Origin of the sequence: Nocardia gipuzkoensis (assembly GCF_021183645.1) — a bacterium.
GTDB classification, from domain to species: Bacteria; Actinomycetota; Actinomycetes; order Mycobacteriales; family Mycobacteriaceae; genus Nocardia; species Nocardia abscessus.
This window is the reverse complement of record NZ_CP089225.1, coordinates 7788195-7813338: the sequence shown is the minus strand read 5'-3', so window position 1 is coordinate 7813338 and position 25144 is coordinate 7788195. Positions and strand designations below refer to the sequence as shown.

Here is a 25144-nt window from a genome sequence, read left to right as displayed (position 1 = left end):
TTACTGTTTCAGGTTTCTCCGGCCGGGTCCGGGGTGAGCGGAATCCACGGGACGACGTCGACGACGCGCCCCGGATGGACCGCGATGACCAGCACGGCCGCACCGGCCGAGATCGGCTCGGCGGCCCGTGCGATGTACAGCTCGGTTCCCCCTCGAATCGCGACCAGGACCTCGCCCAGCATCCCGGCACCCCGGATCGGCGATGTGAGCGTACCCGTCAAACCCACCACCGGGTCGGTCATCCCGCGATCTCCTTTTTCTGGCTCTCGGATCGTCACCCTATGTCTCGCACAGCGACTTTCGATACGGGTCCGGCTCGACCGCAGGACGGGACGGCCGCGGCGGCGCAGGTATGTTTCTTGCATGGGAGGTCGGCTGGCGCTGGTGGTGGGGGCGGAATGCGCGGCGCTGGGAGAATTGGGATTCACCGAGGAACTCGCCACCGGGCTGTACGGGAGCCTCACCCAGGCGGGCGGTTGGCGGACGGCGACCGAGCTCGACGGCCCCGTGCTCAATCCCACTGCCGCGCAATTGCTCGCCGCCGTCGACGCGGCCTTCGCGGCGGCATCGGAGCGGCAGGCCACCTTGCTGCTCGGCTTCATCGGGCACGGCGTGGCGACGACCGCGGAGGACTTCTACCTGCTCGGCCACGATTCGCCCGCCGACCCGAACTCGCACAACGCCTTTCACCTCACCCAGGAGATCAGGGAGCGGCTCGACCGGGCCGCGATCGACGGGCTGGTGCTGCTCGTCGATGCCTGCGAGGCCGGCCAGGGCGTGCAGGGCGCGGCGCGCCGGTGGACCGATCTGCTCGCCCAGTCGGGCGGCCGGATGGAGCTGCTGGTCGCCTCGGGCGACGGGCCCGCGTACTCCGGATGCTTCACCCGGACCATGCTCGCCACCTTCGACATCGGACTGCCGCTGCGCGGGGAGAACCTGCTGCCCTCGGACCTGGTGGACCCGATCGCGACGCAGTGCACATATCAACAGCCGCAGCATCTCTCCTTCAGTTCCGGCGCGGTGTCCACGGCCGAGGGCGTCGATCCGGGCCTGTGGCTGGTGCCGAACACCGCGCGCCATCGGGACGCGGTGAGCGGGCGCTCCGCCGCCGGGTTCGTCGACCAGCTGACCCGTCGTCTGCTGCTGACGCCCGACGTGCGCGAACGCCTCGACGCGATCGTCGACGCGGGCAGTCACCGGCTGCGGGCCGTGCTGGGGCCGGCGGGCGTGGGCAAGTCCACGCTGCTGGCGATGCTGATCCGCCCCAGCCTGGTCGACGGGCTCGCCGTGACCCCGGACTACATCACCGCCGCGGTGTTCCTGACGGTGAACAGCTCGGTGGAGTCGGTCGCCGCGGAACTGGCCGTGCAACTCGACGCACGCGTGCCCGGCTTCCGGGAGGCGGCCCGAGCGGCGCGGGCGCATCGGCCCAGGGACGAGTTCGACATCTTCGACATCCTGGTCCGCCGCCCGTTGGCGCGCCTGTCCACCGCGGGCCGCCGGGTCACCGTGGTGCTGGACGGACTCAATCAGCCGCAGGAGGGGACCAGACGGCTGCTGGTGGCCGCGATCGCGGATCTGACCACGCGCGAGGATCTCCGGCACGTGCGGGTGATCGTCGGCATCCGGCCGGGTACCGGCGTCGAGGACGACCCGGAGCTCGCGCACATGCACCGGATCGATGTCGCCGAACCGGCGGCCGACGACATCGCCGCCGTGGTGGACTCGGCTCGCGGGACGGCGCCGATCGGTCCGGTCGACTGGATCGGCTGGATCCAGCGGCTGCTGGCCGAGACACCGAGCGACGCGAGCGGTTCGCGGGTGGTGTCCGGCGGCTGGCTCGTGGCGGGCATCCTGCTGGAGGTCGCCGCGGGGTTGACCGACGGCGCGGTCGCCTCCGGGATCGGTCTCGACCGGGTGATCGCGCTGCGGGTCGAGACGGCGCTACGGGGCGCCGATCCCGAAACGACCAGCGCGACAGCGACCTTGCTCGGCGTACTGGTGGCGGCGGGGGCCGGGCCCGTGCTGCCGTTGGAGTTGCTGGACGCGGCGCTGCTGTCGCTCGGCGTCGATCTCAGTACCGCCCGGATCCGCGACATCGCCGTGAACCTCGGCGCGCTGATCACCCGCAGTCATCCCGGCAGCGTCCGTGAGTCGCTCGGGGTGTCCCACAGCGGATTCCTGTCCGCGCTGGCCGCGGAATGCCGTCGCCTCGGCGTGCGCCTGGAAGACGCGCACCGCGCCCTCGTCGCGGCGATCCAGGCCGACGACACCGACCGGGCCGCCGACTACGCACGGGGCGCGGCCGTGCGGCACTGCCTGGCCTACGGTGATTCCGCCCTGGCCGTCGACTTCCTGATGAAGTTGGAAACCGGCAGGTCGGCCGACGATCGTGACCTGTGGGCCGCCTGGGTGCCCGACTTCGTCCAAGCGCTCGGCCCGGACCATCCTGACACCTTCACCACCCGGGAGCGGCGGGCCTACCACCGGGCCGAGAGCGGCGACCTGGTCGGCGCCATCGCCGATTTCGAGCAGCTGCTCACCGATCGGCTGCGCGTCTTCGGCCCCGACGACCCGGACACCCTGGACACCCGCGACCGCCTGGCCAGCTACCGCGCCCGCTGCGGTGACTACTCCGGCGCGGGACTGGAATTCGAGCATCTGCTCGCCGACCAGCTGCGGCTGCTCGGTCCCGGCCACCCCGAAACCCTGCGCACCAGGAACAATCTGGCGTCCAATCGCGGCGATGTCGGCGATTTCGCCGGGGCGATCACCCTCTTCGAAACCCTGCGCGCCGACCGCGCGCGCGTGCAGGGACCGGATCATCCGGACACCTTGCGCACCCGTAACAGCCTGGCGTACTGGCGCGCCGACAGCGGCGATCTCGCCGGCGCCCGCGCCGAGTTCGAACAACTCGTGGCGGACTGTCTGCGCGTTTTTGGCCCCGACCACCCCGACACGCTCGGTGCGCGCAACAACCTCGCCGCGTTCCGCGCGCGCAGCGGTGATCTGGCCGGGGCGGGCGCGGAGTTCACCCGCCTGCTCGACGATCGACTACGGGTGCTCGGTCCGGACCACCCCGACACGCTGCTCACCCGCGGTCGGCTGGCCATCTATCGCGCCGACAGCGGCGACCTGCCCGGCGCGATCACCGAGCTGGAGAAACTGCTCGCCGACCGGCTCCGGGTGCTGGGCCCGGATCATCCGGACACCTTCGATACCCGCAACGATCTCGCCGCCTGCCGCGCCCGTCACGGCGACCTGCTCCGCGCCGTCGCGGAGCTGGAGGTTCTGCTGGTGGCGGAGTTGCGTGCCCTCGGTCCCACGCACGCCGCCACCGTTCGGACCAAGAACACCTTGGCGTACTGGCGGGGCCAGTCCGGGGACTGACGATTCGGCTCTGCCGGGCGGTGGCCCGAGCCGTGCGGTCAGGAACGGTAGAGCGAGCGGTACGCGGTGAGCGTCTCGACGCAGTGTTCGACGATCTGCTCGCGGGTGGCGCGCAGCGAGCCGTTCAGCCAGGCCGAGAACATGCCCGCGTTGCCGCTGGCCATCGTCACCGCCGCCAGCCTGCGCTTGACCGGGTCATCGATGTGGCCGAACAGATGGTCCTGCATGATCCGGGTGAAGACCGGCATCACCGCGAAGGTGGTCTGCCCGAGCCCGGTGCTGGAATACGGCTCGACCAGGAACAGCCGCGATTTGCGCGGGTCGGCGAGCACCTTGTCCACCAGGATCTCCGACAGCGCGCGGTCGCGCGAGGGGTCGTCGGTGGCGGCGAAGGCCGTCATCGGCTCCAGGAACTCGTCGGCGACCTGACGGTAGAGCACGTCCAGCAACTCGTCGCGGCCCGCGAAGCTCTCGTAGAAATAGCGGTCGGTGAGATTGGCCTTGCGGCACACCGCGCGCATAGTGACCCCGCTCGCGCCCGACTCGCCGATCAGATCGAGCGCCGCCTCCAGCAACGCAGTCCGCCGCGCCTCCCTGCGCTCGGTGAGCGTCGTCCCACCCCAGATCCGCGGGCCTCCGTCGTCGTCTGATTGCTGACCTGTCTGCACGGCCCAACGATAATGCCTGGCGGCGCAGCCCCGCGCCGCGCGCACCCGCCCCGGCCCCCGCGGTCTTGCCGAAACGGATCCCGCCCGGTCACGGGATGGTAACTGTCGGTTTACTCGCGCCGGTTACCTTCCCCGGGTCTTTCAGTGGTCCGATAGTGGAGGGTAACGGCGCGTGAACAACTCCGCTGCGGTGATCTGGTCCGAAGCGATCGGCGATGGTTTCGAGCGCACCCGGGTGCGTGGCACGCGACCAGTGGTTCGGCATCTCCCGCCGCCACGGCGTCCGGCGCCGCTGGCCCGTGGGCCGCGCCCGGCGCACCTCCCGCTCGCCCCGGCGCAAGAACGCATGTGGCATGCCGCTCGGACCGGAAACTCGGGTGACTGGAATGTGGCTCGTGCGGTGCGCCTGTCCGGGCCCGCGCTGCGGACCGAGGCGCTCGTCACCGCGATAGACGACGTGGTCGCCCGGCACGAACCGCTGCGCACGCGCTACCCGAAGACCGCCTCGGGCCCGGCCCAGGTGATCGTCCCGGCGCCCGAGGCCAGGGTGCGGACCGAGATCGTCGCGGTCACCGAAGCCGAATTGCCGCACCGCATCGCGGAATTCGCCGCGGGTGCGTTCGATTTGGACTCCGACCTGCCGCTGCGGGCCCGGCTGTGCGTGCTCGGGCCGCGCGACGTGGTGCTGGTGCTGGTGGTCCACCACATCTCGATCGACGGGCGCTCGGTGGCCCCGCTGCTGCGCGATCTCGTCACGGCCTACCTCGCCAGGCAGGCCGGGGCCGCGCCGGACTGGACGCCCTTGCCGGTCGACTACGCCGACTACACCCTGTGGAAGCACGCCCAGCTCGGCGACTACTCCGACGAATGGAGCCGCGCCACGCAGCAGTTGCGCTACTGGGCGAACACCCTCGCCGGCCGGCCTCCGGTGCTCGAATTCCCCTGCGCTCGCCCACGCCCGATCCGCCGGGCCGGCGCGGCGGGCGCCGGGGCCGTGGTGCCCGTCGCGTTCGGCGCCGACGTGCACCGCGCGCTGCTCGATCGCGCGTGCGCGGCGCGGTCGAGTCTGTTCATGGTGCTGCAAGCCGCTTTCGCGGTGGCGGTCGGCGCGTTCTCCGGCAGCGCCGATGTCACGGTGGCCACGGCGGTGGCGGGCCGCGACCATCGGCTGCTGGACGATCTGGTCGGCAACTTCGCCGACGACGTGCTGATGCGCGTGCGCCTCGACCGGGCCGCCGACGCGGAGGAACTTCTCGACCAGGTGCGCCGGGTGGCGCTGGCCGCGTTCGCCCACCCCGACACCCCGGCCCAGCGGCTGAAGCGCTGCCTGCTGCAGGACGCGGCCTGCCCGCTGTTCCAGGCGACGCTCATCCTCCAGCGCGGCGCGGCCGCCGTCCCCGCCGGGGGCGGCGACGGCGGGCTGACCGTCACCGAACTCGACACCGGCGTCGTCCGCGCCAAGCACGATCTCGAATTCGGCCTGGTAGACCGGTACGACCGGCTGGGCGCGCCCGCGGGCGTCGACGGGGTGTTCATCTATCCGACCGCGCTGTTCGATCGTGGCACGGCGGTGGCCTTCGTCGAATTGTTCACCGCCACAGTCGAACTGCTGGCTGCCGGATACCGCGGTCCGGTCGCCCCGTTACTGACCGGCTTTTCCGCCGCGCCGCGGTGACGAGGGCTTCGGCTCCCGCCCGCGGGAGGTCAGCCGCGTTCCAGAGGCAGTCCCGCGTCGCGCCAGGCGACGACACCTCCCGCCAGGCTCGCGGCGTCGTATCCGGCCCGGCGGGCCCGGGCGGCGAAGCGCAGCGACAGTTCTCCGACCGGACAGACGAACACGACGGGACGTGACCGCGGAAACGGGATGCCGTGACCGAACATGTCGTCGAGCTGGTCATCGCGGATGTTCAACGCACCGGGCACGTGTCCGATCCGGTAGGCCATGGCGCCGCGGCTGTCCACGATGGTCGGCCGTCCCGTCCGGTCCAGCTCGGCGAGCTGCGCGGGCGACAGGCGCGGTACCCCGGCCAGCTCCGCCGCGGTCGGCGCGGTGTCGCGTTCGGCTCGGCCGAACAGTTCCGGCCTGCGCTTCTTGATGTAGGACAGATACGGTTCGAGCCGATCGCAGACGATGAACACCGCCACGACCGGGTCGTCCGGATCGGTCGCCGAGAGATCGAGCGCGCCGAGCGTGTCCAGCGCGGCCGCGTAACCGGCGCCGCTGGTGGGCCCGGCCAGGATGCCGTACCCGGTCGCCAGGCGCAGCGTCGCGTCCACGGCGTCGCGCGCCGACACGGTGACGATCCGGTCGTAGAACTCCGGCTGGAACAGTCCGACATCCCACATCTCGCTCTCCGACCGGATGCCGGGCACGAAGTCCGACCGCTCGGAAACCACGGCGACCGTGCGCAATTCGGGATTGTGCTTGCGCAGGTAGGTGGCGGTACCACGGGTGGACCCGGTGGTGCCGAGCCCGCCGATCAGATAGTCCACCCGGCCGATGCCGTCGACCGCGAGGTCTTCGTGGATCTCCCGTCCGGTGCCCTCGTGGTGCGCCTCGATGTTCTTCTCGTTGGTGTACTGCGACAGATGCCGATACGCGCCCGGGTGCTGGGCCATCGTCGCCTCGATCACCGAGTAGACGTCGTTCGGCGTGGTCGGGTCAGGGCATTCGGACAGTCCGGGCAGTTCCACGATCTCGGTGCCGAACAGCTGCAGCAGGTCACGGACCTCGGCCACCTTGATCCGGTTGGTCACCGCGCGCAGGTCGATGCCGTACACCGCGCCGAGGACGCGCAGCGCTTTGGCCGTGTTGCCGCTGGACGCCTCGATGAGCGTCTGACCGCTCGCCCGGATCTGCGCCAGGTCGTCGCGGAGCATCCCCCAGGCCACCCGGTCCTTCACCGAGCCGAACGGGTTGTGCGACTCCAGCTTCGCGTAGAGCTCGACGTTCGCCAGCCCGTGCACCGCGGGGTCGAGCCGCAGCAGTGGCGTATTGCCGATGAGTTCGGTGATGTGGTCGTATCGCATCAGGGGGCCTCGACGGATCGGACCGGGCTGGTGACAGCGTGGACGGCGGGTGGCGCGATATCGCGCGGTCGTGACGGCTCGCCGGGCAGGTCCGGTTCGTAGTCGGCGTCGCGGACGACCCGGAACCCGCCGCGACTCTGCGTGACGGCGAGTTTCGCGGGCAACGGGTGCATCGAGGCCGTCGCCGCGGACAGGTCCATGTGGTAGGCGGCGGTGTTCGGGAACACCACCGGATCGCCCGGCTGGGGCCGGGTGGGCAGCCACACCTTGTGATTGGTGATCAGATCGCGCTCCAAACACAGCCGTCCGGCGAAGTAGACGCCGACCGGACCCGCCGCGTTCTCGCCGGTGTGCCCGAGCCCGCCACCCGCGCGAGGCAGCAGGATCGGATCGACCATGACCTCCTGGTCGGCGGGCGTCACCGAATCGCGGCTGAGGTCGACATGCACCAGCACGCTGCCGTCGGCGACCTCCTTGACGAACTCGACTGTGGCCACCGTGACACCCGCGTGATCGACCAGCGCCTTTCCCGGCTCCAGCCACACCTCCAGCAGATTGTCGCCCACCACCTGCGCCACCGTGCGCCCCCCGTGCCGCTCCAGCGGCGCGCCGAGCAGATCCTCGAGCATGCGGTCGGCGGAGACGGTGTTGGCGTACTTGTGGAACACCGGCGTGCCGTGCACGGCGCCGCCCGCGACGTGGTAGCCGAAGGTGTTGCTACCCCAGCTCATCGGCTCGCCACGGCCGAGCAGCGACTCGCGCAGCGCGAGCACGTAGGCGTCGAACCGTTCGGCATCGGCGGTGAACACTTGGCGGAATCCGCCGCCGATGTCGAGCACCGAAGGGGTGAGCCCACGGTCATAGGCCTGCTCGATCAACCGCAGGCAGGCGTCGACCGCCCGGACGCGCTCGCCGAGATCGCCGGAGTCGAGGTGGAAAGCGAAGCCGAGGAAGGCGATGCGCCCCCGCTGCGCCGATAACAGGTCGAAGGCCTGCTCGACCTGCGTGACCGGCACACCGAACCGGCTCACCTGGCCGGGGTCGAAACCGGAAACGCGCAGTAGCACAGGGATTTCCGCAGGCCCGTCGGCCAGTTCGGCGATGCGGCGCAATTCCCACAGGTTGTCGACGTTGATCGTCACCCCGCGCCGCACCAGGTCGCGGAGGAAGGCTTCCCCCTTCGGGCCGGTGACCTCGACGCGCGCCCGATCGAATCCGGCGCCGAGGGCACTGGACAGTTCGTGCGGCGAGGCGACATCGATGGCGACGCCCGCGCGTTCGGCGGTGCGGACGAACGCGCGCGACTGGTTCACCTTGTGCGCGTAGCAGATCCGATGCCCGGGAAGGCTCCGCTGCAGTGGCGAGCGCAGACGGGCCAGATTCTCCGAATAGACCTGCGGGAACAGCAAATGCACCGGGGAGCCGAATTTCGTCAGCGTGTCCGCCGCGGCGTCCGGGCTGTCGAGAAAGTCGCGGACGATCGGATGCAGCTTCGCAGGCAATGCCGGCGGCCACGGCGTCATACGGCGGCTTCCGACGGCGCGATGTCCGAGGTGCGCGCCACGCTGTCGGGACGCTCCGCGACCGGGTTGTAGCCGCCGTCCCGGATCGCCTCGAACGCCCGGGCCCGGTTGCGCGGGCTGCGGAACTCGGCCACCACCCGCTTGCTGTCCAGGTCGATCTCGACCACGCGGATGTCCATCGACTCCAGGACCCCTCCGATCGTGCGCACGCAGTGCTTACAGGTCATATCGGGCACGTAGAACACCTGATCCTCGGCGGTGGCGGCGCGGTCGGCGACGGCCTCGTCGAGTTCGGCACGCACCTCGGTGACCTCGCAGCGACCGGCGATCTCGATGAATGCCGCGACGAACCGGTCCACCAGCGGCCGAAGGATGCTGTAGTGCCCGCTGTCGAGCTGATGCGGTGTGGCCGCCAGGCAAGCGGGATGGACACCGGCGGGCAGCAGCGCGTACTGCCGGGAGATCAGGTCGAGGTCGTCGTGGTACTTGGCGATCGCCTCCGCGACCGTGAGCCCTTCATCGGTGGTGGCGCGCTCCATCACGGCGTGCGCGTCGGCGATCGTGGCGTCCTTCATCGCGCGCAGTGTCGACACCGTCTCCGCCGAGTAGCGCACGGTGCCGTCGGGTTGTGCGACGAGGGTCACCGGGATCATGCCGCGCCGATAGGTCGAGGCCTGCAACTCCCAGAACCATCGCGTGGCCACGGCGGCGAATATCCCGGAATCGCGCAGGCCTATGGCGAGTTCGGCGGCATCGCGGTATGGCGTCTGCGCCGCCAGCAGTGCGTGCTGGGCCAGCACGCGTCCCGCCGCCTCGATGCCGACCCGGAAGATGTCGCGCGGATCGTGATCGGTGGTCGTCCCCGCCAGCACCGCGTGGTCGCTCGGTCCGAGCGCCGCGGCGCGCGCGGCGAAGGCGGAATCGGTGTCCAGTCGGCGCCACAGTGCCAGCACCGTCTCGCGCACCGCGATCGGCACCGAGGGGCCGAGGCCGTCGGCGCGGAAGTGCCCGGTGTTCGGAATGCCCGCGCTGTCGGTCCACGCGATCCGGTGCGTCGCGCTGGTCACCTGATCCGCGCGACACGGCCGCATGAAACGTTCCAGGTACAGTCGCTGCGAATAGGTGAGATGGCTATCCGGCTCGGGACGCAGTGCGGCGCAGGTGAATTCGAACCGATGCGGTGGGGGAGCGGGAGCCGGTGCGGTGAACAGCCCCGGCTGCGCCAAGTCGGCCAGCACTCTGGACGCGGCCCGCCGGTCGTAGCGGGGGATGTCGATACTCACGTGACCTCCTCGGCAATGGTCCGCACGCACGCGACGAATCGGTCGATCTCGTCGGGCGTGTTGTAGATGTGCGTGCTGACGCGCACCGAGCCCGCGCCGCCGGCCGCGGCGGGGACGCAGTGCGCGCCGGTGCGCACCAGAAAGCCCAGCTCACTCAACACGAATCCCGCGTCGGTGGCCGAGATCCCGTCCAGGGTGAAGGAGACGATCCCGTAGCCGACCTCGCACGCGGCGTGCGCCGGGCCGGGCAGGAACTCCAGGCCGGGCACCGAGCGCAGTCCGTCGATCAGGCGCAGGGTCAGGGCACGGTTGTGCGCGGCGACGGCATCGAGACCGAACGACTCCAGCACCTCCAGCGCACTGCCGAGGGCGAGAATGCCGGGAATATCGGGCGTGCCGCCTTCCAACAGCGCGGGCATCGGCCCCGGCCGCAGCCCGTCCGGGTCCGTGCCGATTCCGGAATTCCCGCCGGGCAGGAACGGCACCAATCGGTCGTGCACGCGTCGGTGGCAGTACAGGATGCCCGTGCCGGGCGCGCCGAACATCTTGTGCGCGGCGAAGACCGCGAAATCCGCGCCGAGCGCGGTCACGTCGACCGGGAGATGCCCGCCGCTCTGCGAGCAGTCGAAGCACAGCAGGATGCCCGGGTCGATCCGGCCGCGCAATTCCTCCAGGGTGCTGACCGCGCCGAAGACGTGGTGCAGATGCCCGGTGGTGATCAGCCGGGTGCGCGGGGTGATCTTGGCCAGGATGTCCTCGGTGTCCGCCTCACCGGCGCCGGTCACCCGGTAGGGGATCAGCTCGATCCGGCGTCCGAACCGGGCGAGCAGCCCGCGCAGGTGCTGCCACGGATACACGTTCGACGCGTGATCGCTCGCGTTGTAGAGGATTTGATCACCGTCGGCGAGCGCGGCCAGTCCCCAGGACAGTGCGACGGCGTTGAGCGCCGCGGTGGCGCCGCCGGTGAAGACCACCTCGTCCGGGTGTTGCGCGCCGATGAACGCGGCGGTCCGCTCCCGGACGCGGGCGATCCCGGCGGTCAGTCCGGTGGCCCAGGGGTAGGTGCCGCGGCCCACGTTGGCTGTGCCGTAGCTGTGGTAACGCTGGATGGTCTCGATCACCGGCAGCGGCTTCTGGGTGGTGGCGGCGCTGTCCAGGTAGACCTCGGTCGCGTCGGCGAGCGCCGGGAACAGTGACCGCACCGAAGCAGGCGCGAACGGCGGCGTCTGGGGTGGGCGGGATTTCGCTGCCGCGCGCGTCACCGGCGATCTCGGGGCGGGGGACCGCAATGTGACGCTCCCTTCACCGGTAACTCGGACGTCACCCACGATACGCATTTTCGGTACGGACTTCGAAGTTTTCTCGTGGACAACGGCTTTCGACTAGCCTGGAGGACATGCCCCTGACCGTGGAAGAACGTCAAGAGTTCCTCGCGCAGCCGCACGTCGCGGCGTTCTCGGTGGCCGCGGGTGCCGGCCGTGGCCCGCTGACGGTCCCGATCTGGTACCAGTACCGCCCCGGCGGCGAGATCTGGATCTTGACCGGCCCGGAGTCACAGAAGATGCGCTACCTGCGGGAGACCGGCCGGTTCGGTCTGATGGTGCAGCGCGTCGAGCCCACTGTCCGATATGTGAGTGTGGAGGGCTCGGTCACCCGGATCACCCCGATGACCGACGAGCTGCACCGTGAAATGGCCGCGCGATACCTCCCGGCCGAAACTGTCGACGCCTACCTGAAGGCGGCCGAGGCCTACGGGGAGCAGGTCGCGGTCTTCCTGCGCCCGGAGCATTGGCTCTCGGCCGACATGGGCAATCTGAACGAGCTCTAGTACTTGCCCTGCAGGTACTCGACGAGGTGCTGGCGTTCGGTCGCCAGTTCGGAGATCGCGCTCTTCACCACGTCGCCGATACTGACGATGCCGACCAGCCTGCCCTCGTGCACCACGGGCAGGTGCCGGATGCGGTGGTCGGTCATGATGCGACGCAGGCCGTCCACCCGGTCGTCGAGCGCACACGTCCGCACCTCGGCGGTCATGATCGCCGAGACCGGCGTGTCCAGCAGGTCCGCACCGCGGGCGTGCAGACTGCGGACCACGTCGCGCTCGGAGACGATGCCGGCGATCGTGCCACCGTCCGGGGACACGACGACGGCGCCGATGTTCCGCTCGGCCAGGGTGGCGAGCAGTGTGCGTACCGTCGTGTCGGGTGCGACGGTGGCCACGTCGCTGCCCTTCCTGCGCAGGATCTCCGAAATTCGCATATTTCACCATCCAGACGTCGCGGCAACTACCAGGATCGCAAGTTCGCGGCTCGGTGACCAGCACGAATCCGTTACAGGCCACGATCGGGTCACGGCGCGGGCATCACAGCCGCCGCGCGACGCTGCGGTCGAGGTCCCGGGCCAGCAGGGCGATCGCCGCCTGTGAGATGCCTGCCGAGGTCGCCAGGTCGATCGAGGTCAGCTGGGCGATGCGGCGTAGACGGTAGTCGACGGTGTTCGGGTGCACGTAGAGCTGACGCGCGGTGAGCTGCCGGTTCATGTCGTTGCCGAGGTAGGCGCGCATGGTGTCGAACAGCTCCGGATGGGCGTCGAGCGGGTCGAGGATGGTCGCGATCCGCCGCGTGGCCGGGCCGCTGCGGGTGAGCTGGTATTCCACCGCGAGGTCGGACATCTGGTAGAGCCCGGGCGGCCTGGCGCCCACCCGCACGAGATTGAGCAGCTCGTGTGCCTGATCGGCGGATTCCGGGATCTGCTCGGTGTCGGTCGGCACGACGGTCGCGGTGAGCGGGACCTCTGCGGCCTCGGCCAGCAGCCCCAGCGTCGTATCGGTGAGGGCGGTGCCGCCCTCCTCGCCCAACGGGATGAGCAGGGTGCCGCCTTTGGCGCTGAGCAGGGCGAGCGCGCGGGAGGCGAACACGGTGGCCAGCTCGGACTGCAACCGCCGCAGCTTGCGGCGCGCGGCGACGTTTCCGTCGACGCGCGAGTCGCACTCGTCCGGATGCTCCGGAACCGACAGGGCGACAACCTGATAGGACTCCGCGATCGGAATGCCCGTCTGCCGTGCCAGCGCCGAGCTGCCACGACCGCTGAGCAGGGCCGAGGCGAGCGTCTGCGTCGCCGTCTGATGTTCCTTGGCAACCAGGTGCTGTTCGTCGACATAGGCGTCGGACACCGCCGCGGTGATCGCCTCGAGCAACTCGAGCAGTAGATCGGCGGCGACCAGTACCTCATCGACGTCGTCGGCCTCGGCGCGGGCGGTGACCAGACCGAAGGCCATGCGCAGGCCCTCGTGGTAGGCGCGCAGGATGGTGCTCAGCGGCACCCCCTCGCGGGCCCAGCGGGCGGCCGCCGCACGCACCGGGCCGAGCTGTTGCTCGTCGGGCACGGTACGCCGGTCGAACATCTCGGCAGCGAGCTCGAGGCAGCTGCGGGTGAGTCTCGTGACGTCTCCGCGTAATTGCTCTCCGGGCAGCGTCCGGCAGGGAGCCATGAAGTTCTCGAAGTATCCGACCATGCGCGAGGCCACACTGTCGGTGTTCTGCAAGGGCACCGAAGCCGGCTGTCCGCCGATTTCCAGCACCGAGTCGGACGAGTCGGCGGACAGATCCAACGCGGAGTAGGTCATTACGAGTTCGCTCCAAATGCCACGCCAGGCGTGCGAGAAATCGCGCCCGAGTCGATCGATCACTATACGAAAGGCGCGTGCCCACCGGGAGTGATCTGTGAGATCGATAGGAGCTCGCCGTACCACGCGAGGGCGATCATGACCCGATGGTCAGGCGCGCGGCATCGAGGCGCTGGAGTGAGATCAGCGCAGCAGCGAAATCAGCTGTGCGCCAAGCTATGAGGATTACTCGTCGTCCAGCCCGGCGGACAGATAGGCGGCGGCCGCCAGCCACTGCCTGCACTGCGGGCCGTGAACCTCATGGGCGTAGAGAATGTCGCGTGCCTGCCGGTAGGTGAGGCCGCGGGGCTCCACCGCGCAGTCGGACATGGAGAACTCGGGCGACGGGAGCCGGCGTAGGGATTCGGCGCCGGCTCCATCGATCACGGCGACCCGGCGGGGCGTTCGAAATGGCTCGATCATTCGACTACCCCTCGCGTCCGAACATGCGGCGGGGAGGTCGTCGTGCTGGTGCGCGGGCTCGAACTCCCTGCGTACCTCCCCGATTTCGAGTTCGAGTCTATGCCTGCTTCGCTTACAGATGCAAGTACATCTGCACGATCGGTCAGAGAAAAAGACGGCGGCGGTCGCCGGTGCGAGACCGGCGACCGCCGCTGTGCCGCTTGCGGTTTGGTGTCCAGGGGGCTTACGGCTTGCGAGCGACCGCGCCGTAGGCGGAGATCGGCCGCGCTTCCCCGACCTCGGTGTCGCCCGAGCGCCACTGCGTGATGGACACGAAGCCCGGCTCGACCAGGTCCAAGCCGTCGAAGACGGCCTTGATCTGAGCTTGCGGGCGCGGGACATAAGGAGTGCCGCCGGTGCCGGTGTAGTTCTCGCACAGGGTGACATAGGCCTTGCTGTCGTCGGTGCCGTCCCACATCACCAAGTGGCTGCCCGACGGCACGGCGTCCAGCACGGTGTGCACGATGCGCAGGAGGTCGTCGTAGGTCTTGGCGTGGCCGAGCACGCCCATGAACATCACGCCGATCGGCTCGTTGAAGTTCAGGACGTTCTTGGCGTCGGCGATGATCCGCTCGGGATCGTGGTAGTCGGCGTCGACGTAGGTGGTGACGCCTTCGGGTGTGGTGCTGGTGAGCAGCGCCCGCGCGTGCGTGAGCACAAGGGGGTCGTTGTCCACGTAGACGATCCGGGCGTCGGGCGTGACGCTCTGGGCGACCTCGTGGGTGTTCTGCATGGTGGGCAGGCCGGTGCCGATATCGAGGAACTGGCGGATGCCCACCTCGCCGGCGAGGTAACGCACGGCGCGGATGAGGAACTGGCGCGACTGCACGGCCATGGTGGTGATGTCCGGGTCGACTTCGATTCCGGCGTCGCCCGCGATGCGGTCGATCTCGTAGTAGTCCTTACCGCCCATCCAGTAGTTCCAGATCCGCGCGGAGTGGGGGATGTCGGTCCGGATGAGGGGGCTGTGGTCTTCGGGCATGGGGTGGACTCCTCGCAAAAAACGGTGTCCGCGGCACGGCCGTGCGGGTGGGCGCGTGGGGGTGTCGCGAATGACTGGTACATCCGATGTGCACTGTGACAGTACAAGATTCGCCCTCCGTAAGCGGGTCGGATCGGGGAGCTGATCTGGGTGTTTCGGTGTCGACGCGACCCCGTTTCACAATCCCGGCCGAATGGTCCGAATCTGCGGGCGCGCAGAGGGCGAACTTCGTGCTATCGTCCGGTGTTGGTGCAAATGCAAGAACGTTTGAACGTGCATCTGCACGAACCGAATCGCCTAACTGCGGTAACCGAGGAGTGGGAAGATGTCGGATACATCCACCAACGAGATCGTCGGAACTTGGCGTAAGAGTTCCTTCAGTAATCCGAGCGGCAACTGCGTCGAGGTGGCCGAAACGGCCAACGGCCAGGTGGCGGTACGTAACTCGCGGGATCCGGAGGGCGGTGTGCTCGTCTACACCCGTCCGGAGATCGATGCGTTCGTTCGCGGCGCGAAGGCCGGAGAGTTCGACTATTTGACTAGCTGAGCGGTAACATTAGCGGTCGGTGCGGTGTGTCTCACGACATGGAGATGTGACACACTGTGGGCAACCCCCGGAGTATCGGAGACGAACTCGATGATCGCTGAACCCGATGACGATGGTCACGTGCAATCCGTTGTCGCGGAACGTGGTCCGACCGTGCTACGCATCGCGTTGGGCGGTCAGCTGCGCAAGCTCCGGGAGAAGAGGAACATCACCCGCGAGGCAGCGGGCGATGCGATCCGCGGATCGCACGCCAAGATCAGTCGTCTCGAGCTGGGCCGTACCGGCTTCAAGGAACGCGACATCCGCGACCTGCTGACCCTCTACGGAGTCCACGACCCCGAGGAGCGCGAGTCGTTCCTCGAATTGGCCAGGCAGGCCAACGAGCCCGGCTGGTGGCATCGCTACAGCGACCTGCTGCCACAGTGGTTCGGCACCTACCTCGGTCTCGAACAGGCCGCGAGCAAGATCCGCACCTACGAGTCGCATCTTGTTCCCGGTCTGCTGCAAACGCCCGAATACGCCAGGGCTGTCGTGGCGCTCGGGTACGAGGACGCCGACACGGATCGGCGGGTCGCGGTGCGTCAGCGCAGGCAGGAGATCCTTTTCCGCTCGGACCCCCCGGTGGTCTGGGCGGTGCTCGACGAAGCGGCGTTGCATCGGCCCGTCGGCGGCCCGCAGGTGCATCGGGAGCAGATGCTGCACCTGGTGCGGCTGGCGAAGCTGCCGAACGTGACGATCCAGGTGCTGCCGTTCACCGCGGGGGAGCACGCCGCGGCGGGAAGCTCCTTCAGCATCCTGCGTTTCGCCGAGTCGGAACTGCCGGACATCGTGTACCTCGAACAGTTGACCAGCGCGCTGTACCTCGAGCGACGGCAAGACTTGGCGCTGTATCTGTCGGTGATGGACCGGCTCAGCGTTCAGGCCGAGCGTCCGGAGAAGTCGATCGAGATCATGGAGAAGTATGCCGACGGGCGTTGAGATCGCGCGGCGGCGTCGCGCACAGCCGTAAGACCCGCTGAACCGCGCGGCCACCTCCGGAATCGGAGGTGGCCACGCGTTTGCTCGCTTTGATCATCGGCGGTGGGGTCGCCGGTAAAGTTGTCCGCACGGGTCGGCGCCCGGCGTCGGTGCATCGTGGTGGACACGCACCGGCGTCGGGCGCGACGCGACGAAAGTGCTCGTGGCACAGAATAGTTCGTTACCCGCCGGGCTCGGACGGCGAGGCTGGTTCGCTACTGCTTGATGAAGCTGGAGGCGATTCGCCAGAATGTCGCGGACTGCAATGTCCCGAGATCCCAGTCGTCGGCCATCGCGTGCGCGGTGGTGACGATTCGCTCGATATCGAAATCGTGCCGAGTTGCCGCCCCGGTGGATTCGACGGCATCGATAACGTATGCCATGGCGGTTTCTCGGGAGAATGCGGTATTGCTGTGGCCACTGCGGGCCGTGGATGTGCTCATATGTCTACCGTTCGCTGGCTGGTCGGCCAGTGCGGTGTCGGTTGATCCGAACCGACCGCCGGTAAGTGGTTGTTCCATTCGAACGCCCCTGCTTCGACTGGCGGCGGCAAACCCACGGCGGCTTCGGCCTTCGGCTCGCCCACGCGGCCTCCCCTGGTGGTCCCCTGTAAAGCGTTGCGGCACCGAGTTTATGCCGCCGTACCTTTCAGATGCAAGCACATCTGCACGATCGATTGCACGTGCGCGCAGGCAATTCGCGTCCGGAAGTTTGCGGACGCGGTGCCCGCCGGGCGAAATTCAGTCGCGGCCGAATAGGACGTCCGTGCTGTAGTCGATCTGTGTACCCGGCTCGACGAATTGGTCCGCCGCGGCCCGCCAGGCGAGAAAATGTTCGGTGAAACGATGCGCTTCGGCCGCCTCGTCGTCGGTGTAGAGCTGGTAGAGAAAGAATCGGTGTGGGTCCACCCGATCTGCGCAGATGTCGAAACGCAGGCAGCCGGGTTCGGTCCGTACCGACGCGTCGGCGCTGCGGGATATGGCCGCGAGGAACTCCGCTCGAGAGCCGGGGCGGATCTTCATCGAGACGATACGACTGAACACGGTTGTTCTCCCATCGTGACCGTTGGCGTCAATCGGCAAGGGCGGTAGCGAGGTTCACGACGGTTCAGTCGGCCAGTTGCGCTATTGCCTGGCTAATCGGAGTTCCGCCCGATATCAGTTCGAGCGTTGTTCCGGCGGTGGGCGCGGCGGGCAGCAGTCCGGCCAGCACGGCCGCCACGTCGGCGCGGGCGACCTCGCCGCGCTCGAGCGGGGGCGGTGCGAGCGTCACCAGCCCGGTGCCGGGGGAGTCGGTCAGGCGGCCGGGCCGCAGGATGGTCCAGTCGAGATCTCTGCTGCGCAGATCGTTCTCGGCCTCGGTCTTGGCGTCGACGTACGCCGCCCACACCTCGTCGGAGCCGGCCGCGGGCGGGCGGCCCGCGCCCATCGTGGAGATCTGCAGGAAACGGCGCGCCCCGGTGCGCTCGGCCGTCTCGGCCAGCCGCACCGAGCCACCCAGATCGACCGTGTATTTCCGCTCGACGCCGCTGCCCTGCCCCGCGCCCGCGGCAAAAATCGCCGCTTCGCAGCCTTTTACGACCGCAACCAGTTCGTCGGCGCCGACATTCTCCAAGTCGCACAGCACGGGTTCGGCGCCGGTGCGGCGCACATCGTCCGCGTGCTCGGGATTGCGGATCAGGGCGGCGACCTCGTGGCCCTGCTCGGTGAGCAAGGGGGCGAGCAGCAATGCGATCTTTCCATGTCCGCCTGCGATGACGACGCGCATGGATCGCTCCTTCCGGTCGGGGCGGCGCCCGCGCTCAGCGCTCGGGTCCGCCGGGATTACAGCGCGCTTCGACGGTGGCCTGGTAGCCGACCGCGGGGCGCCACGGTTCCAAGTTCCAGCTCGGCTTGTTCGGCTGGACCAGCCGCGCCCACGCCCAGTGACAGACGAACTGATCGCGCATGCCGGGTGCGTCGGCGTCCGCCGACCGGGCCACGACTTCCTGCCAGGCCCGTTCGTCCGAGCCGGGGAAGGTGGTCTGCCGACCGGCCTGCGTGGGGAAGACGAGCAGCCGCGGCCCGTCGATCGTCTCGGTCCAGGTGACGTGATCGACCAGCGGCTGTCCCGCGTAGGGGTCGACGGACGGTACCGCGGCCAGTGGCGCCGAGACCGGTGCGGTCGGGGTGGTCGTCGTCGTGCCCGCGGTCGTGGTCGCCGGAGGCCCGGATTCCTCGGCTCCGCAGGCCACCGCCAGTGGCAGCAGGCCTGCCGAGAGCAGCGCTGCGGCGCGGCGCCCGGTGACGAGGCGATACGGGTACCGCTGCGCCACGGTCGAACCTCCTGTGTTCTCCTCGGCACCGCTTTCCGGCGTGCTCAACCGAGCCTAGCGAGCGCGAGCGGCCACGGCGAGGTCGCCCGGACGGGCCACCGATTGTGGTGGCTTGCCGCTACGGCCGCGGGTGGGGATAGTCGGTCGGTGCGGTGTGGACGGATCATGGTGGGGGCGGCGGGCGTCGTGGTCTCGGTGACGGTCGCGTTTGCCGGGCCCGCGGGCGCGCGGGCGTGCGAGGCGCCCGGCACGGTCACGGATCTGGTGGAGCTGGCCGGGCGGCTGCACGTGCAGGGAGCGACCACCGCGGAGCGGCTGACGTACTGGTCGCGCGGCCCGCGCGGTCCGATGCTGAGCACCGGAGTGCTGTACCTGCCCGAAGGTGCTCCGCCGCAGGGCGGCTGGCCGATCATCGCCTACGCGCACGGCACGTCCGGGATCGCCGACGAGTGCGCGTTCACGCTGCAAGCCCGGGACTACTACCTGACGTCGGTGTACCCGGAACTGCTGCGCGCGGGATACGCGGTCGTGATCTCCGACTATGTCGGACTCGGCACTCCCGGCGTGCATCCGTATCTGGACGGTCCCGCGCAGGCTCGCAGCATCATCGACGGCGTACGCGCCGCACGAGCGGTCGCCCCCTCGCTCGGCACCCGCTGGGCGGTGTTCGGTCAGTCGCAGGGTGGGCACGCGGCGCTGTTCACCGCCCACCTCGCACCCGGCGACGCGCCGGAGCTCGAGCTGCGCGGTGCGGCCGCGACCGGCACCCCGTCGAATCTGGATCTGGTGTTCCCGCTGGCCGGGCCCTGGCTGCCGCGGCTGCCGCTGCAGAAGACGACAACCTACTTCGGCATGCTGCTGGCCGGATTGCGGGCCAGCGCACCGGAGCTGGACATCGACAGCTACCTGACGCCGGTCGGCCGAGACGTGCTGCGCGTCGTGGAAGCGGACTGCGCCGCGGAGGCGGACGCGCAGGTGTCCGGCATCGGCATCGGCGCCATGCTGTCACGGCCTTTGGACGACCCTGCGCTGCTGGCCGCGGTGCGCGCGATGTTGCGGATACCGACCAGCGACTACACCGTGCCGCTGTATCTCGGTCAAGGGCTGACCGATCTGGAGGTGCCCGCGCCGTTGACGCTCGAGCTGATCGCGGAGCTACGCGCCGCAGGCACCGATCTGCGGGTGGGCTTCTATCCCGGCGATCATCTGGGCGCGGCGCGGGAAGCGTTTCCCGACGCGCTCGCGTTCCTGCGCGGTGTGCTCGATCAGCCCTGAGCCCGCGTACTCAGCGCCAGAGCGATCGGCACGGTAGCCTGCGCAGGCCGGGACGGACCTGGCCGTCGACGGTGACGGTGAGCCCGGCGTGTGCGGCGGCGGAGGTGAACTCCCACGCTTCGGTGCGGGTCGCCGCGTACTCGAGGATCAGCGCGTCGTCGGGAGTGGGGCCGTCGAAGTAGACGGTGATCCGCTGCGTGGGCTGGTCCTGGGTGTCGTCGCGGTCAGCGAGTCTGCGCGCAGTGCCGTCCATGCCACCGTCTCCTTCCGGCCTGCGCGGCAGCCGCGCCGGTAGGACCGACGGTAGAGGGCCGTCACTGCTGAGAACATGTTCCAGGTTATCGGCTGGAAATGTCACAGAACGGACCCGCGCCGGTGGGGTACAGTCACCAGCCGGGGCGCGTCGCGATCACCGTCCGTGCACCCCAAACTTGTGAATTGTCAACATGATCGCGTCGGGTAGTGCCCCGCGTGGCGATGTTGCCGAGGATGATTTACAGCGTTGGACGATTCAGGAGGCACACGTCGATGAGTCAGGGCCCACGTTCGTGGGGCAGGGGAGTGGGGCGACGACGTCTCGCACGTGCGATCGGAGCGATGGCCGCGGGCCTGGTCCTGGTCGCGAGCATGGCCGGTGCGGCGACCAGCGCACCGTTGTACCCCGAGCCCGATCCGGATCCCTTCTACGCGACACCGGCGGACATCGCCGAACGCAAGCCCGGCGACCTGATCGCCACCCGTGTGATGCCTCCGCTGGCGATCTTCCCGGAGACCACGGTGACCGTGGTCCGGTTCCGGTCGACGAGCTCGGAGGGCAAACCGATCGCCGCGACCACCACCGTGCTGACGCCCAAGGCGCACCGCGCCGACGGGCCGCTGCTGTCGTTCCAGCACATCATCAACGGGCTCGGCTCGGAATGCTCGGTCTCCCGGGTGCTCTACACCGGCGACCCGAACCTGGTCGTGCGTGAGGCGCCGGGCTGGAACGTCCTGCTCGCGCGCGGTTACAGTGTTGCGCTGCCCGATCATCTCGGGCCGAATTTCGCCTACGGCGCCGCGAAGCTCGGCGGGCAGATCACGCTGGACGGGATTCGCGCCGTGAAGCAGGTCGCCGAACTCGGGGTGCAGCGCAGCCCGGTGGCGATGGTGGGATACTCCGGCGGCGGAATGGCCACCGCGTGGGCGGCGGCTCTGCAGCCGAAGTACGCACCGGAGCTGGAGATCGCGGGCGCGGCCATGGGCGGCGTGCCGATGAATCTCGTGAAGATGCTCGAGGGACTCGGTCTGAATCCGCACCCGGTGTTCGGGCTCGCATTCGCCGCCGGGTTCGGGCTCGAGCGCGAGTATCCGACGCGTTTCCCGCTCAGCGACCAGTTGAACGAGCGTGGCCTGGCTGCCCGCGCGCAGATCGCGAACAGCTGCACCAATGACATCCTCTCGACCGGGGCCGGTCGCGGTGCGCTGGACTTCGCCAAGACGACCTCGATGATCAACGACGACACCGCGCGCGCCGTGGTCGAGGAGAACAGCCTCGAGCTCTACGACGGTGTGCCCAAGACGCCGGTGTTCGAATGGCATTCGCCCATCGATGGGCTCATTCCGATCGACTCGGTGGTCAACACCGACAAGCGGTGGTGTGCCGCGGGTGCCAAGGTGCAAACCGAGGAGATTCCGGTTCCGGACCATTTGACCGCCGCGGTGCTCGGCATTCCCGCGGCGCTGAACTGGCTGGACGCCCGTTTCCGGGGGGAGCCCGCGCCGAGCAATTGCTGAGCGACGACACGCGGACGGCCGCGCCGGGACCCGTTCTCCGGATACGGGTCTCGGCCGGTTGTTGCGATATGGATACGCGACAACACAACTCGGACGCTTTACTGCATGCAGGCACGGGCGCTGACGTAGCCTGACGTCCTGGCTCCCGATCTGACAGGGGACATTTCGGCGGTCGCGGCCAGTGCGCCCGGGTGCCAGACGACGTTGCCGTTCGCACCCAGAGGCGTGTGCCATGAGAGTATCGCGTGCCATTGCTGTCGCATTGCTCGCCGCCAGCTCGGTGCTGGCTGTCCCCGCCGCCGCGGCGCCGCCGCCCGCCTTGCCGCTGCCCGATGTGTCGGGCACGCTACCGCCGCCCGGCGGGCTGCTGCCCGGTCTGCAACAGCTCATCGATCAGGTGATCCCGCCACCGCCGATCGCGCCGCTGCCGGAGCCGGGTTTCCCTGCGCACGAGGCGACTACGCTGTCGCCGTCGCTGGCGGCGCTGCGCTCGGCCGCGCTGCCCTCCGCCGTCGGCGACCCGATCTTCGACCTGCGGCCCGCGAATCTGGACGAACTGGCCGAGGGGCAGGTCATCGAGGTGCGCGACGTGACCGTGACGACCGCGCCGTTGATGCTGATGCCGATTCAGCGCGCGCAGCTGGTGAAGTACCGCACGTCGGACGCGCACGGCGCGCCGTCATATGCCACCGCGACGCTGGTCGTTCCCGCCGCGCCGTGGCCTGGGCGGGGGCCGCGACCGGTGGTGGTGAACAATCTGCCCATCGATGCCCTGGGTCGTACCTGCACACCGGGATACACCCTCGCGCACGGGCTCAACCCGGACACCAGCTTCACCGATTTCCTGCCGCCCACGACACACGTGGCGGCGCTGCGCGGTTACGCCGTACTGATCCCGGACCATGAGGGCCCGTCGATGGCTTACGCCGAACCGATCGTGGCCGGTCACGCGGTGCTCGACTCGATCAGGGCGGTGCGCAATCTGCTGCCGGAGGAGTTCGGCGCCGCCGAGTTCGGTCTCGCGGGCTATTCCGGCGGCGCGATCGCGACGCATGGCGCGGTGAAGCTGATCGATGGCTACGCACCGGAATTGGCGGAGGTAATCGTCGGCGCCGCGCTCGGCGGGGTGCCCGCCGACTACGAGATCCTGGCGCGCAGCATGAACGGCAATCTCGCCTCGGCGATATTCATGGGCGCGGTCTTCGGGATCGGCCGCGAGCGGCCGGAGATCCTGGCCAGGATGAACAATCTCGCCCAGTGGGTGGCCACCTCGCCGGTGAAGAACATGTGCGGCAGCAGCTACGGAGCGATCGGCCTGCTGATGCTGCCGATCGACATCGCCGCGAACTTCCCGGATCCGCTGCACTCGGCGCTGGCCGCGGACATCTACCGGGTGACCAAGATGGCCGGCATGCGGTCGGCGACTCCGCTGTACATCTACAACGGGGAACAGGAGTTCTGGATCCCGGCCGAGGGCGCGCGCAATCTCTACCTGGAGCAGTGCCGTCTCGGGGTGCCCGCGGTGTACCGCAGTGTGCTCGGTGAGCACATCATCGCGGGTGCGCTCGGTTATCCGGAAGCCATGGTCTGGCTGGACGAGAGGTTGCAGGGGGTCCGGGCGCCCGACGAGTGCTGACCGTGTGACGGCACCGGGAGGGCTCCGGTTAACGCGGGGGGCCCGCGATCGCGATCAACACTGTGTGTCCCCCTTCGGCCCTTCGGTCGTATGCCCAGCTCTGGCGAGAATGCTGTGCGGCGTCGTCGCGGCTTCGGTACCGTTGGCCGGTCCGGGCGGGGTGACGCCCGATTCTCGAGAGAGGCACATGAACGACATCACGACCACCGCGTCCGAACAGGCCAAGGCACTGGTCGGGCGGCACTACCGCCTGACCGACCCGTACGAGGTGGGACGCGAGAAGATCCGGGAGTTCGCGCGAGCGCTGCAGGACGGCCATCCGGCGCACCGGCACGAGGACGCCGCCGTGCGGCTGGGCTACGACGGGCTCGTCGCGCCGCTGACGTTCTCCTCGATCGTGCTCATGTTGATGCAGCGCAAAATGTTCGAGTCCGTGCTCACCGGCTACGACCTCGGCCAGGTGCTGCAGACCGAGCAGTCCATCCAGGTGCACCGGCCGATCGTCGCGGGCGACGAGGTGCGATGCGACTCCTACATCGAGTCGTTCCGGCAGTTCGGTGACAAGGACTTCATGGTCACCAAGAACGTGCTGAGCAACCAGTACAAGGAAGTGTTGCAGACCGCGCACACCACGGCGGTGGCCCAGACCGGGGTGGACCTCGCCGCCGATCTGCGCGCGGCGGTCGAGGGCGTGATCATGACGGGGCAGTCGACCACCGACCGGTCGGACGCGGCCGCCGCCCGCGGGACCGGCGAGGACAGCGGCCTCATCGAGTGCTTCGAGGAGACGGCACAGCCGGATTCGCCCGACGAACCGCGGACGCCGCGAACCGTTCCCGCTTTCGAGGACCTGTCCGTCGGCATGGAACTCGCGCCGCGCACCGTCCAGATCTCTCGCGGTGATCTGGTGAATTACGCGGGGGTGTCGGGTGATTCGAATCCGATCCACTTCAGCGACGTGGTTGCCCGCAGCGCCGGTCTGCCCGATGTGGTCTCGCACGGGCTGTTGACGATGGGCCTCGGCGCCGGATATCTCACGTCATGGCTCGGTGATCCGGCCGCCGTGACGCGGTACGGGGTGCGGTTCGCCGGGTTCGCCCCGGTCCAGGCGGCCAGGGCGAGCACGATCGAATTCCAGGGCCGCGTCAAGCAATTGGATCCCGATCGCCGTGCCGCCACCATCGCGTTGACCGCGACCTGTGGTGAGCGCAAACTGTTCGGTCGCGCGACGGCCGACGTGCTGCTGCGCTGAACCGGCCTGCCCGGCCTCGGCGGGAAGCGCGGGTGCCGGTGCTGTCGCGGCGGCGTACTGGAGATCGCACGCCATGGACCGGTCCATCGCGGCATCCCGGGTGTCCAGACGGATCCGGACCTGGCCGTCGTCTGCCGTGGTGGACACCGGCAGGCATGCCGTTCCCGCGGTTTGCGGGCGAGAGCGGACCGCGATCGCCGATCGCCGATCGTCACGTCGGTGCGTTCCATCGCTGCCGAGAAGTCGTCGGGGACCGGCGTGGCGTCGGCGTCGAGCACACGCAGCGCCGCCTCTCCGTAGCCGAGCGGGGTCCCGATGCCGCTCTCGA

Annotated in this window: 24 protein-coding genes; 9 read left to right on the top strand and 15 right to left on the bottom strand. The window is 69.1% G+C overall.

Annotated elements, in window-relative coordinates:
* Positions 1-8: 8 nt before the first annotated feature.
* Complete coding sequence (locus LTT66_RS35570) at positions 9-242, bottom strand: hypothetical protein (protein WP_043690391.1); 234 nt, start codon at positions 240-242, stop codon at positions 9-11.
* 121 nt (positions 243-363) lie between these two features.
* On the opposite strand from LTT66_RS35570, the gene LTT66_RS35565 reads away from it, so the two are divergent.
* Entirely contained in the window at positions 364-3390 is a 3027-nt protein-coding gene (locus LTT66_RS35565; protein WP_233062839.1) for a tetratricopeptide repeat protein, read from the top strand.
* Between the two features lie 38 nt (positions 3391-3428).
* Here the strand turns inward: LTT66_RS35565 and LTT66_RS35560 are convergent, their stop codons facing one another.
* Positions 3429-4058, bottom strand: a complete 630-nt coding sequence (locus tag LTT66_RS35560; protein WP_233062838.1) for a TetR/AcrR family transcriptional regulator — start codon at positions 4056-4058, stop codon at positions 3429-3431.
* Positions 4059-4230: 172 nt separating this feature from the next.
* On the opposite strand from LTT66_RS35560, the gene LTT66_RS35555 reads away from it, so the two are divergent.
* Positions 4231-5733: a condensation domain-containing protein gene (locus LTT66_RS35555; RefSeq protein ID WP_233062837.1), complete on the top strand. Its 1503-nt coding sequence runs from the start codon at positions 4231-4233 to the stop codon at positions 5731-5733.
* A gap of 29 nt (positions 5734-5762) precedes the next feature.
* Here LTT66_RS35555 and LTT66_RS35550 read toward each other — a convergent pair whose 3' ends face one another.
* The 4 genes from LTT66_RS35550 to LTT66_RS35535 are packed head-to-tail and all read right to left on the bottom strand — an operon-like array spanning position 5763 to position 11096.
* A complete protein-coding gene (locus LTT66_RS35550) occupies positions 5763-7088 on the bottom strand; it encodes a pyridoxal-phosphate dependent enzyme (RefSeq protein WP_233062836.1) in 1326 nt (441 codons plus the stop codon).
* Entirely contained in the window at positions 7088-8611 is a 1524-nt protein-coding gene (locus LTT66_RS35545; protein WP_233062835.1) for a type III PLP-dependent enzyme domain-containing protein, read from the bottom strand. The genes LTT66_RS35550 and LTT66_RS35545 overlap by 1 nt, the downstream gene beginning before the upstream one ends.
* Positions 8608-9894, bottom strand: coding sequence for a heavy-metal-associated domain-containing protein (locus LTT66_RS35540; protein WP_233062834.1), 1287 nt, complete (start codon positions 9892-9894; stop codon positions 8608-8610). The genes LTT66_RS35545 and LTT66_RS35540 overlap by 4 nt, the downstream gene beginning before the upstream one ends.
* Positions 9891-11096: an aminotransferase class V-fold PLP-dependent enzyme gene (locus LTT66_RS35535; RefSeq protein ID WP_233062833.1), complete on the bottom strand. Its 1206-nt coding sequence runs from the start codon at positions 11094-11096 to the stop codon at positions 9891-9893. Before LTT66_RS35535 ends, LTT66_RS35540 begins: the two co-directional genes overlap by 4 nt.
* A 194-nt stretch (positions 11097-11290) precedes the next feature.
* On the opposite strand from LTT66_RS35535, the gene LTT66_RS35530 reads away from it, so the two are divergent.
* A complete protein-coding gene (locus LTT66_RS35530; protein ID WP_233062832.1) occupies positions 11291-11722 on the top strand; it encodes a pyridoxamine 5'-phosphate oxidase family protein in 432 nt (143 codons plus the stop codon).
* Here LTT66_RS35530 and LTT66_RS35525 read toward each other — a convergent pair.
* The 4 genes from LTT66_RS35525 to LTT66_RS35510 all read right to left on the bottom strand — a co-directional run bounded on the left by LTT66_RS35525 (position 11719) and on the right by LTT66_RS35510 (position 15002).
* A complete protein-coding gene (locus LTT66_RS35525; RefSeq protein ID WP_233062831.1) occupies positions 11719-12153 on the bottom strand; it encodes a CBS domain-containing protein in 435 nt (144 codons plus the stop codon). The genes LTT66_RS35530 and LTT66_RS35525 overlap by 4 nt on opposite strands.
* Before the next feature lie 103 nt (positions 12154-12256).
* Positions 12257-13519, bottom strand: coding sequence for a PucR family transcriptional regulator (locus LTT66_RS35520; RefSeq protein ID WP_233062830.1), 1263 nt, complete (start codon positions 13517-13519; stop codon positions 12257-12259).
* Positions 13520-13744: 225 nt separating this feature from the next.
* Complete coding sequence (locus LTT66_RS35515) at positions 13745-13981, bottom strand: hypothetical protein (RefSeq protein WP_195102420.1); 237 nt, start codon at positions 13979-13981, stop codon at positions 13745-13747.
* A gap of 223 nt (positions 13982-14204) precedes the next feature.
* A complete protein-coding gene (locus tag LTT66_RS35510) occupies positions 14205-15002 on the bottom strand; it encodes an SAM-dependent methyltransferase (protein ID WP_233062829.1) in 798 nt (265 codons plus the stop codon).
* A gap of 325 nt (positions 15003-15327) precedes the next feature.
* On the opposite strand from LTT66_RS35510, the gene LTT66_RS35505 reads away from it, so the two are divergent.
* Both LTT66_RS35505 and LTT66_RS35500 read left to right on the top strand, forming a co-directional pair.
* Positions 15328-15549 carry a DUF397 domain-containing protein gene (locus LTT66_RS35505; protein WP_043690419.1) on the top strand — a complete coding sequence of 74 codons (222 nt, stop codon included), beginning with the start codon at positions 15328-15330 and terminating at the stop codon, positions 15547-15549.
* Between the two features lie 90 nt (positions 15550-15639).
* The gene (locus tag LTT66_RS35500) at positions 15640-16527 is read left to right on the top strand and encodes a helix-turn-helix domain-containing protein (protein ID WP_181722167.1); all 888 of its coding nucleotides are present in this window, start codon (positions 15640-15642) and stop codon (positions 16525-16527) included.
* Positions 16528-16781: 254 nt separating this feature from the next.
* Here the strand turns inward: LTT66_RS35500 and LTT66_RS35495 are convergent, their stop codons facing one another.
* The 4 genes from LTT66_RS35495 to LTT66_RS35480 form a co-directional block, all read right to left on the bottom strand.
* Positions 16782-17009 (bottom strand): hypothetical protein, encoded by a 228-nt coding sequence (locus LTT66_RS35495; protein ID WP_181722166.1) that lies wholly within the window; start codon positions 17007-17009, stop codon positions 16782-16784.
* A gap of 297 nt (positions 17010-17306) precedes the next feature.
* Positions 17307-17609, bottom strand: a complete 303-nt coding sequence (locus LTT66_RS35490) for a putative quinol monooxygenase (protein ID WP_043690427.1) — start codon at positions 17607-17609, stop codon at positions 17307-17309.
* A gap of 64 nt (positions 17610-17673) precedes the next feature.
* Entirely contained in the window at positions 17674-18333 is a 660-nt protein-coding gene (locus tag LTT66_RS35485) for an SDR family oxidoreductase (RefSeq protein WP_233062828.1), read from the bottom strand.
* Between the two features lie 34 nt (positions 18334-18367).
* Positions 18368-18880, bottom strand: coding sequence for a DUF2599 domain-containing protein (locus LTT66_RS35480; protein ID WP_233062827.1), 513 nt, complete (start codon positions 18878-18880; stop codon positions 18368-18370).
* Positions 18881-19045: 165 nt separating this feature from the next.
* Here LTT66_RS35480 and LTT66_RS35475 point away from each other — a divergent pair, with 165 nt between their 5' ends.
* A complete protein-coding gene (locus LTT66_RS35475; protein ID WP_408638892.1) occupies positions 19046-20155 on the top strand; it encodes an alpha/beta hydrolase in 1110 nt (369 codons plus the stop codon).
* Positions 20156-20165: 10 nt separating this feature from the next.
* On the opposite strand, the gene LTT66_RS35470 is transcribed toward LTT66_RS35475, so the two are convergent.
* Positions 20166-20408, bottom strand: coding sequence for a hypothetical protein (locus LTT66_RS35470; protein ID WP_181722163.1), 243 nt, complete (start codon positions 20406-20408; stop codon positions 20166-20168).
* A 344-nt stretch (positions 20409-20752) separates the two neighbouring features.
* Between LTT66_RS35470 and LTT66_RS35465 the strand changes: the two genes are divergently transcribed.
* The 3 genes from LTT66_RS35465 to LTT66_RS35455 all read left to right on the top strand — a co-directional run bounded on the left by LTT66_RS35465 (position 20753) and on the right by LTT66_RS35455 (position 24816).
* Positions 20753-21928 carry a lipase family protein gene (locus LTT66_RS35465; RefSeq protein ID WP_233062825.1) on the top strand — a complete coding sequence of 392 codons (1176 nt, stop codon included), beginning with the start codon at positions 20753-20755 and terminating at the stop codon, positions 21926-21928.
* Positions 21929-22160: 232 nt separating this feature from the next.
* Positions 22161-23564, top strand: coding sequence for a lipase family protein (locus tag LTT66_RS35460; RefSeq protein ID WP_233062824.1), 1404 nt, complete (start codon positions 22161-22163; stop codon positions 23562-23564).
* Positions 23565-23751: 187 nt separating this feature from the next.
* Positions 23752-24816, top strand: a complete 1065-nt coding sequence (locus LTT66_RS35455; protein WP_233062823.1) for a fused (3R)-hydroxyacyl-ACP dehydratase subunits HadA/HadB — start codon at positions 23752-23754, stop codon at positions 24814-24816.
* The last annotated feature ends 328 nt before the right edge of the window (positions 24817-25144 follow it).

Bases quoted from the DNA above. Each gene is read 5' to 3' on its own strand.
- LTT66_RS35465 (WP_233062825.1), top strand. From the start codon at position 20,753: ATGGCCGCGGGCCTGGTCCTGGTCGCGAGCATGGCCGGTGCGGCGACC.
- LTT66_RS35530 (WP_233062832.1), top strand. From the start codon at position 11,291: ATGCCCCTGACCGTGGAAGAACGTCAAGAGTTCCTCGCGCAGCCGCAC.
- LTT66_RS35500 (WP_181722167.1), top strand. From the start codon at position 15,640: ATGATCGCTGAACCCGATGACGATGGTCACGTGCAATCCGTTGTCGCG.
- LTT66_RS35545 (WP_233062835.1), bottom strand. From the start codon at position 8,611: ATGACGCCGTGGCCGCCGGCATTGCCTGCGAAGCTGCATCCGATCGTC.
- LTT66_RS35475 (WP_408638892.1), top strand. From the start codon at position 19,046: ATGGTGGGGGCGGCGGGCGTCGTGGTCTCGGTGACGGTCGCGTTTGCC.
- LTT66_RS35460 (WP_233062824.1), top strand. From the start codon at position 22,161: ATGAGAGTATCGCGTGCCATTGCTGTCGCATTGCTCGCCGCCAGCTCG.
- LTT66_RS35495 (WP_181722166.1), bottom strand. From the start codon at position 17,009: ATGAGCACATCCACGGCCCGCAGTGGCCACAGCAATACCGCATTCTCC.
- LTT66_RS35570 (WP_043690391.1), bottom strand. From the start codon at position 242: ATGACCGACCCGGTGGTGGGTTTGACGGGTACGCTCACATCGCCGATC.
- LTT66_RS35455 (WP_233062823.1), top strand. From the start codon at position 23,752: ATGAACGACATCACGACCACCGCGTCCGAACAGGCCAAGGCACTGGTC.
- LTT66_RS35485 (WP_233062828.1), bottom strand. From the start codon at position 18,333: ATGCGCGTCGTCATCGCAGGCGGACATGGAAAGATCGCATTGCTGCTC.
- LTT66_RS35525 (WP_233062831.1), bottom strand. From the start codon at position 12,153: ATGCGAATTTCGGAGATCCTGCGCAGGAAGGGCAGCGACGTGGCCACC.
- LTT66_RS35515 (WP_195102420.1), bottom strand. From the start codon at position 13,981: ATGATCGAGCCATTTCGAACGCCCCGCCGGGTCGCCGTGATCGATGGA.
- LTT66_RS35510 (WP_233062829.1), bottom strand. From the start codon at position 15,002: ATGCCCGAAGACCACAGCCCCCTCATCCGGACCGACATCCCCCACTCC.
- LTT66_RS35470 (WP_181722163.1), bottom strand. From the start codon at position 20,408: ATGGACGGCACTGCGCGCAGACTCGCTGACCGCGACGACACCCAGGAC.
- LTT66_RS35565 (WP_233062839.1), top strand. From the start codon at position 364: ATGGGAGGTCGGCTGGCGCTGGTGGTGGGGGCGGAATGCGCGGCGCTG.
- LTT66_RS35520 (WP_233062830.1), bottom strand. From the start codon at position 13,519: ATGACCTACTCCGCGTTGGATCTGTCCGCCGACTCGTCCGACTCGGTG.
- LTT66_RS35505 (WP_043690419.1), top strand. From the start codon at position 15,328: ATGTCGGATACATCCACCAACGAGATCGTCGGAACTTGGCGTAAGAGT.
- LTT66_RS35550 (WP_233062836.1), bottom strand. From the start codon at position 7,088: ATGCGATACGACCACATCACCGAACTCATCGGCAATACGCCACTGCTG.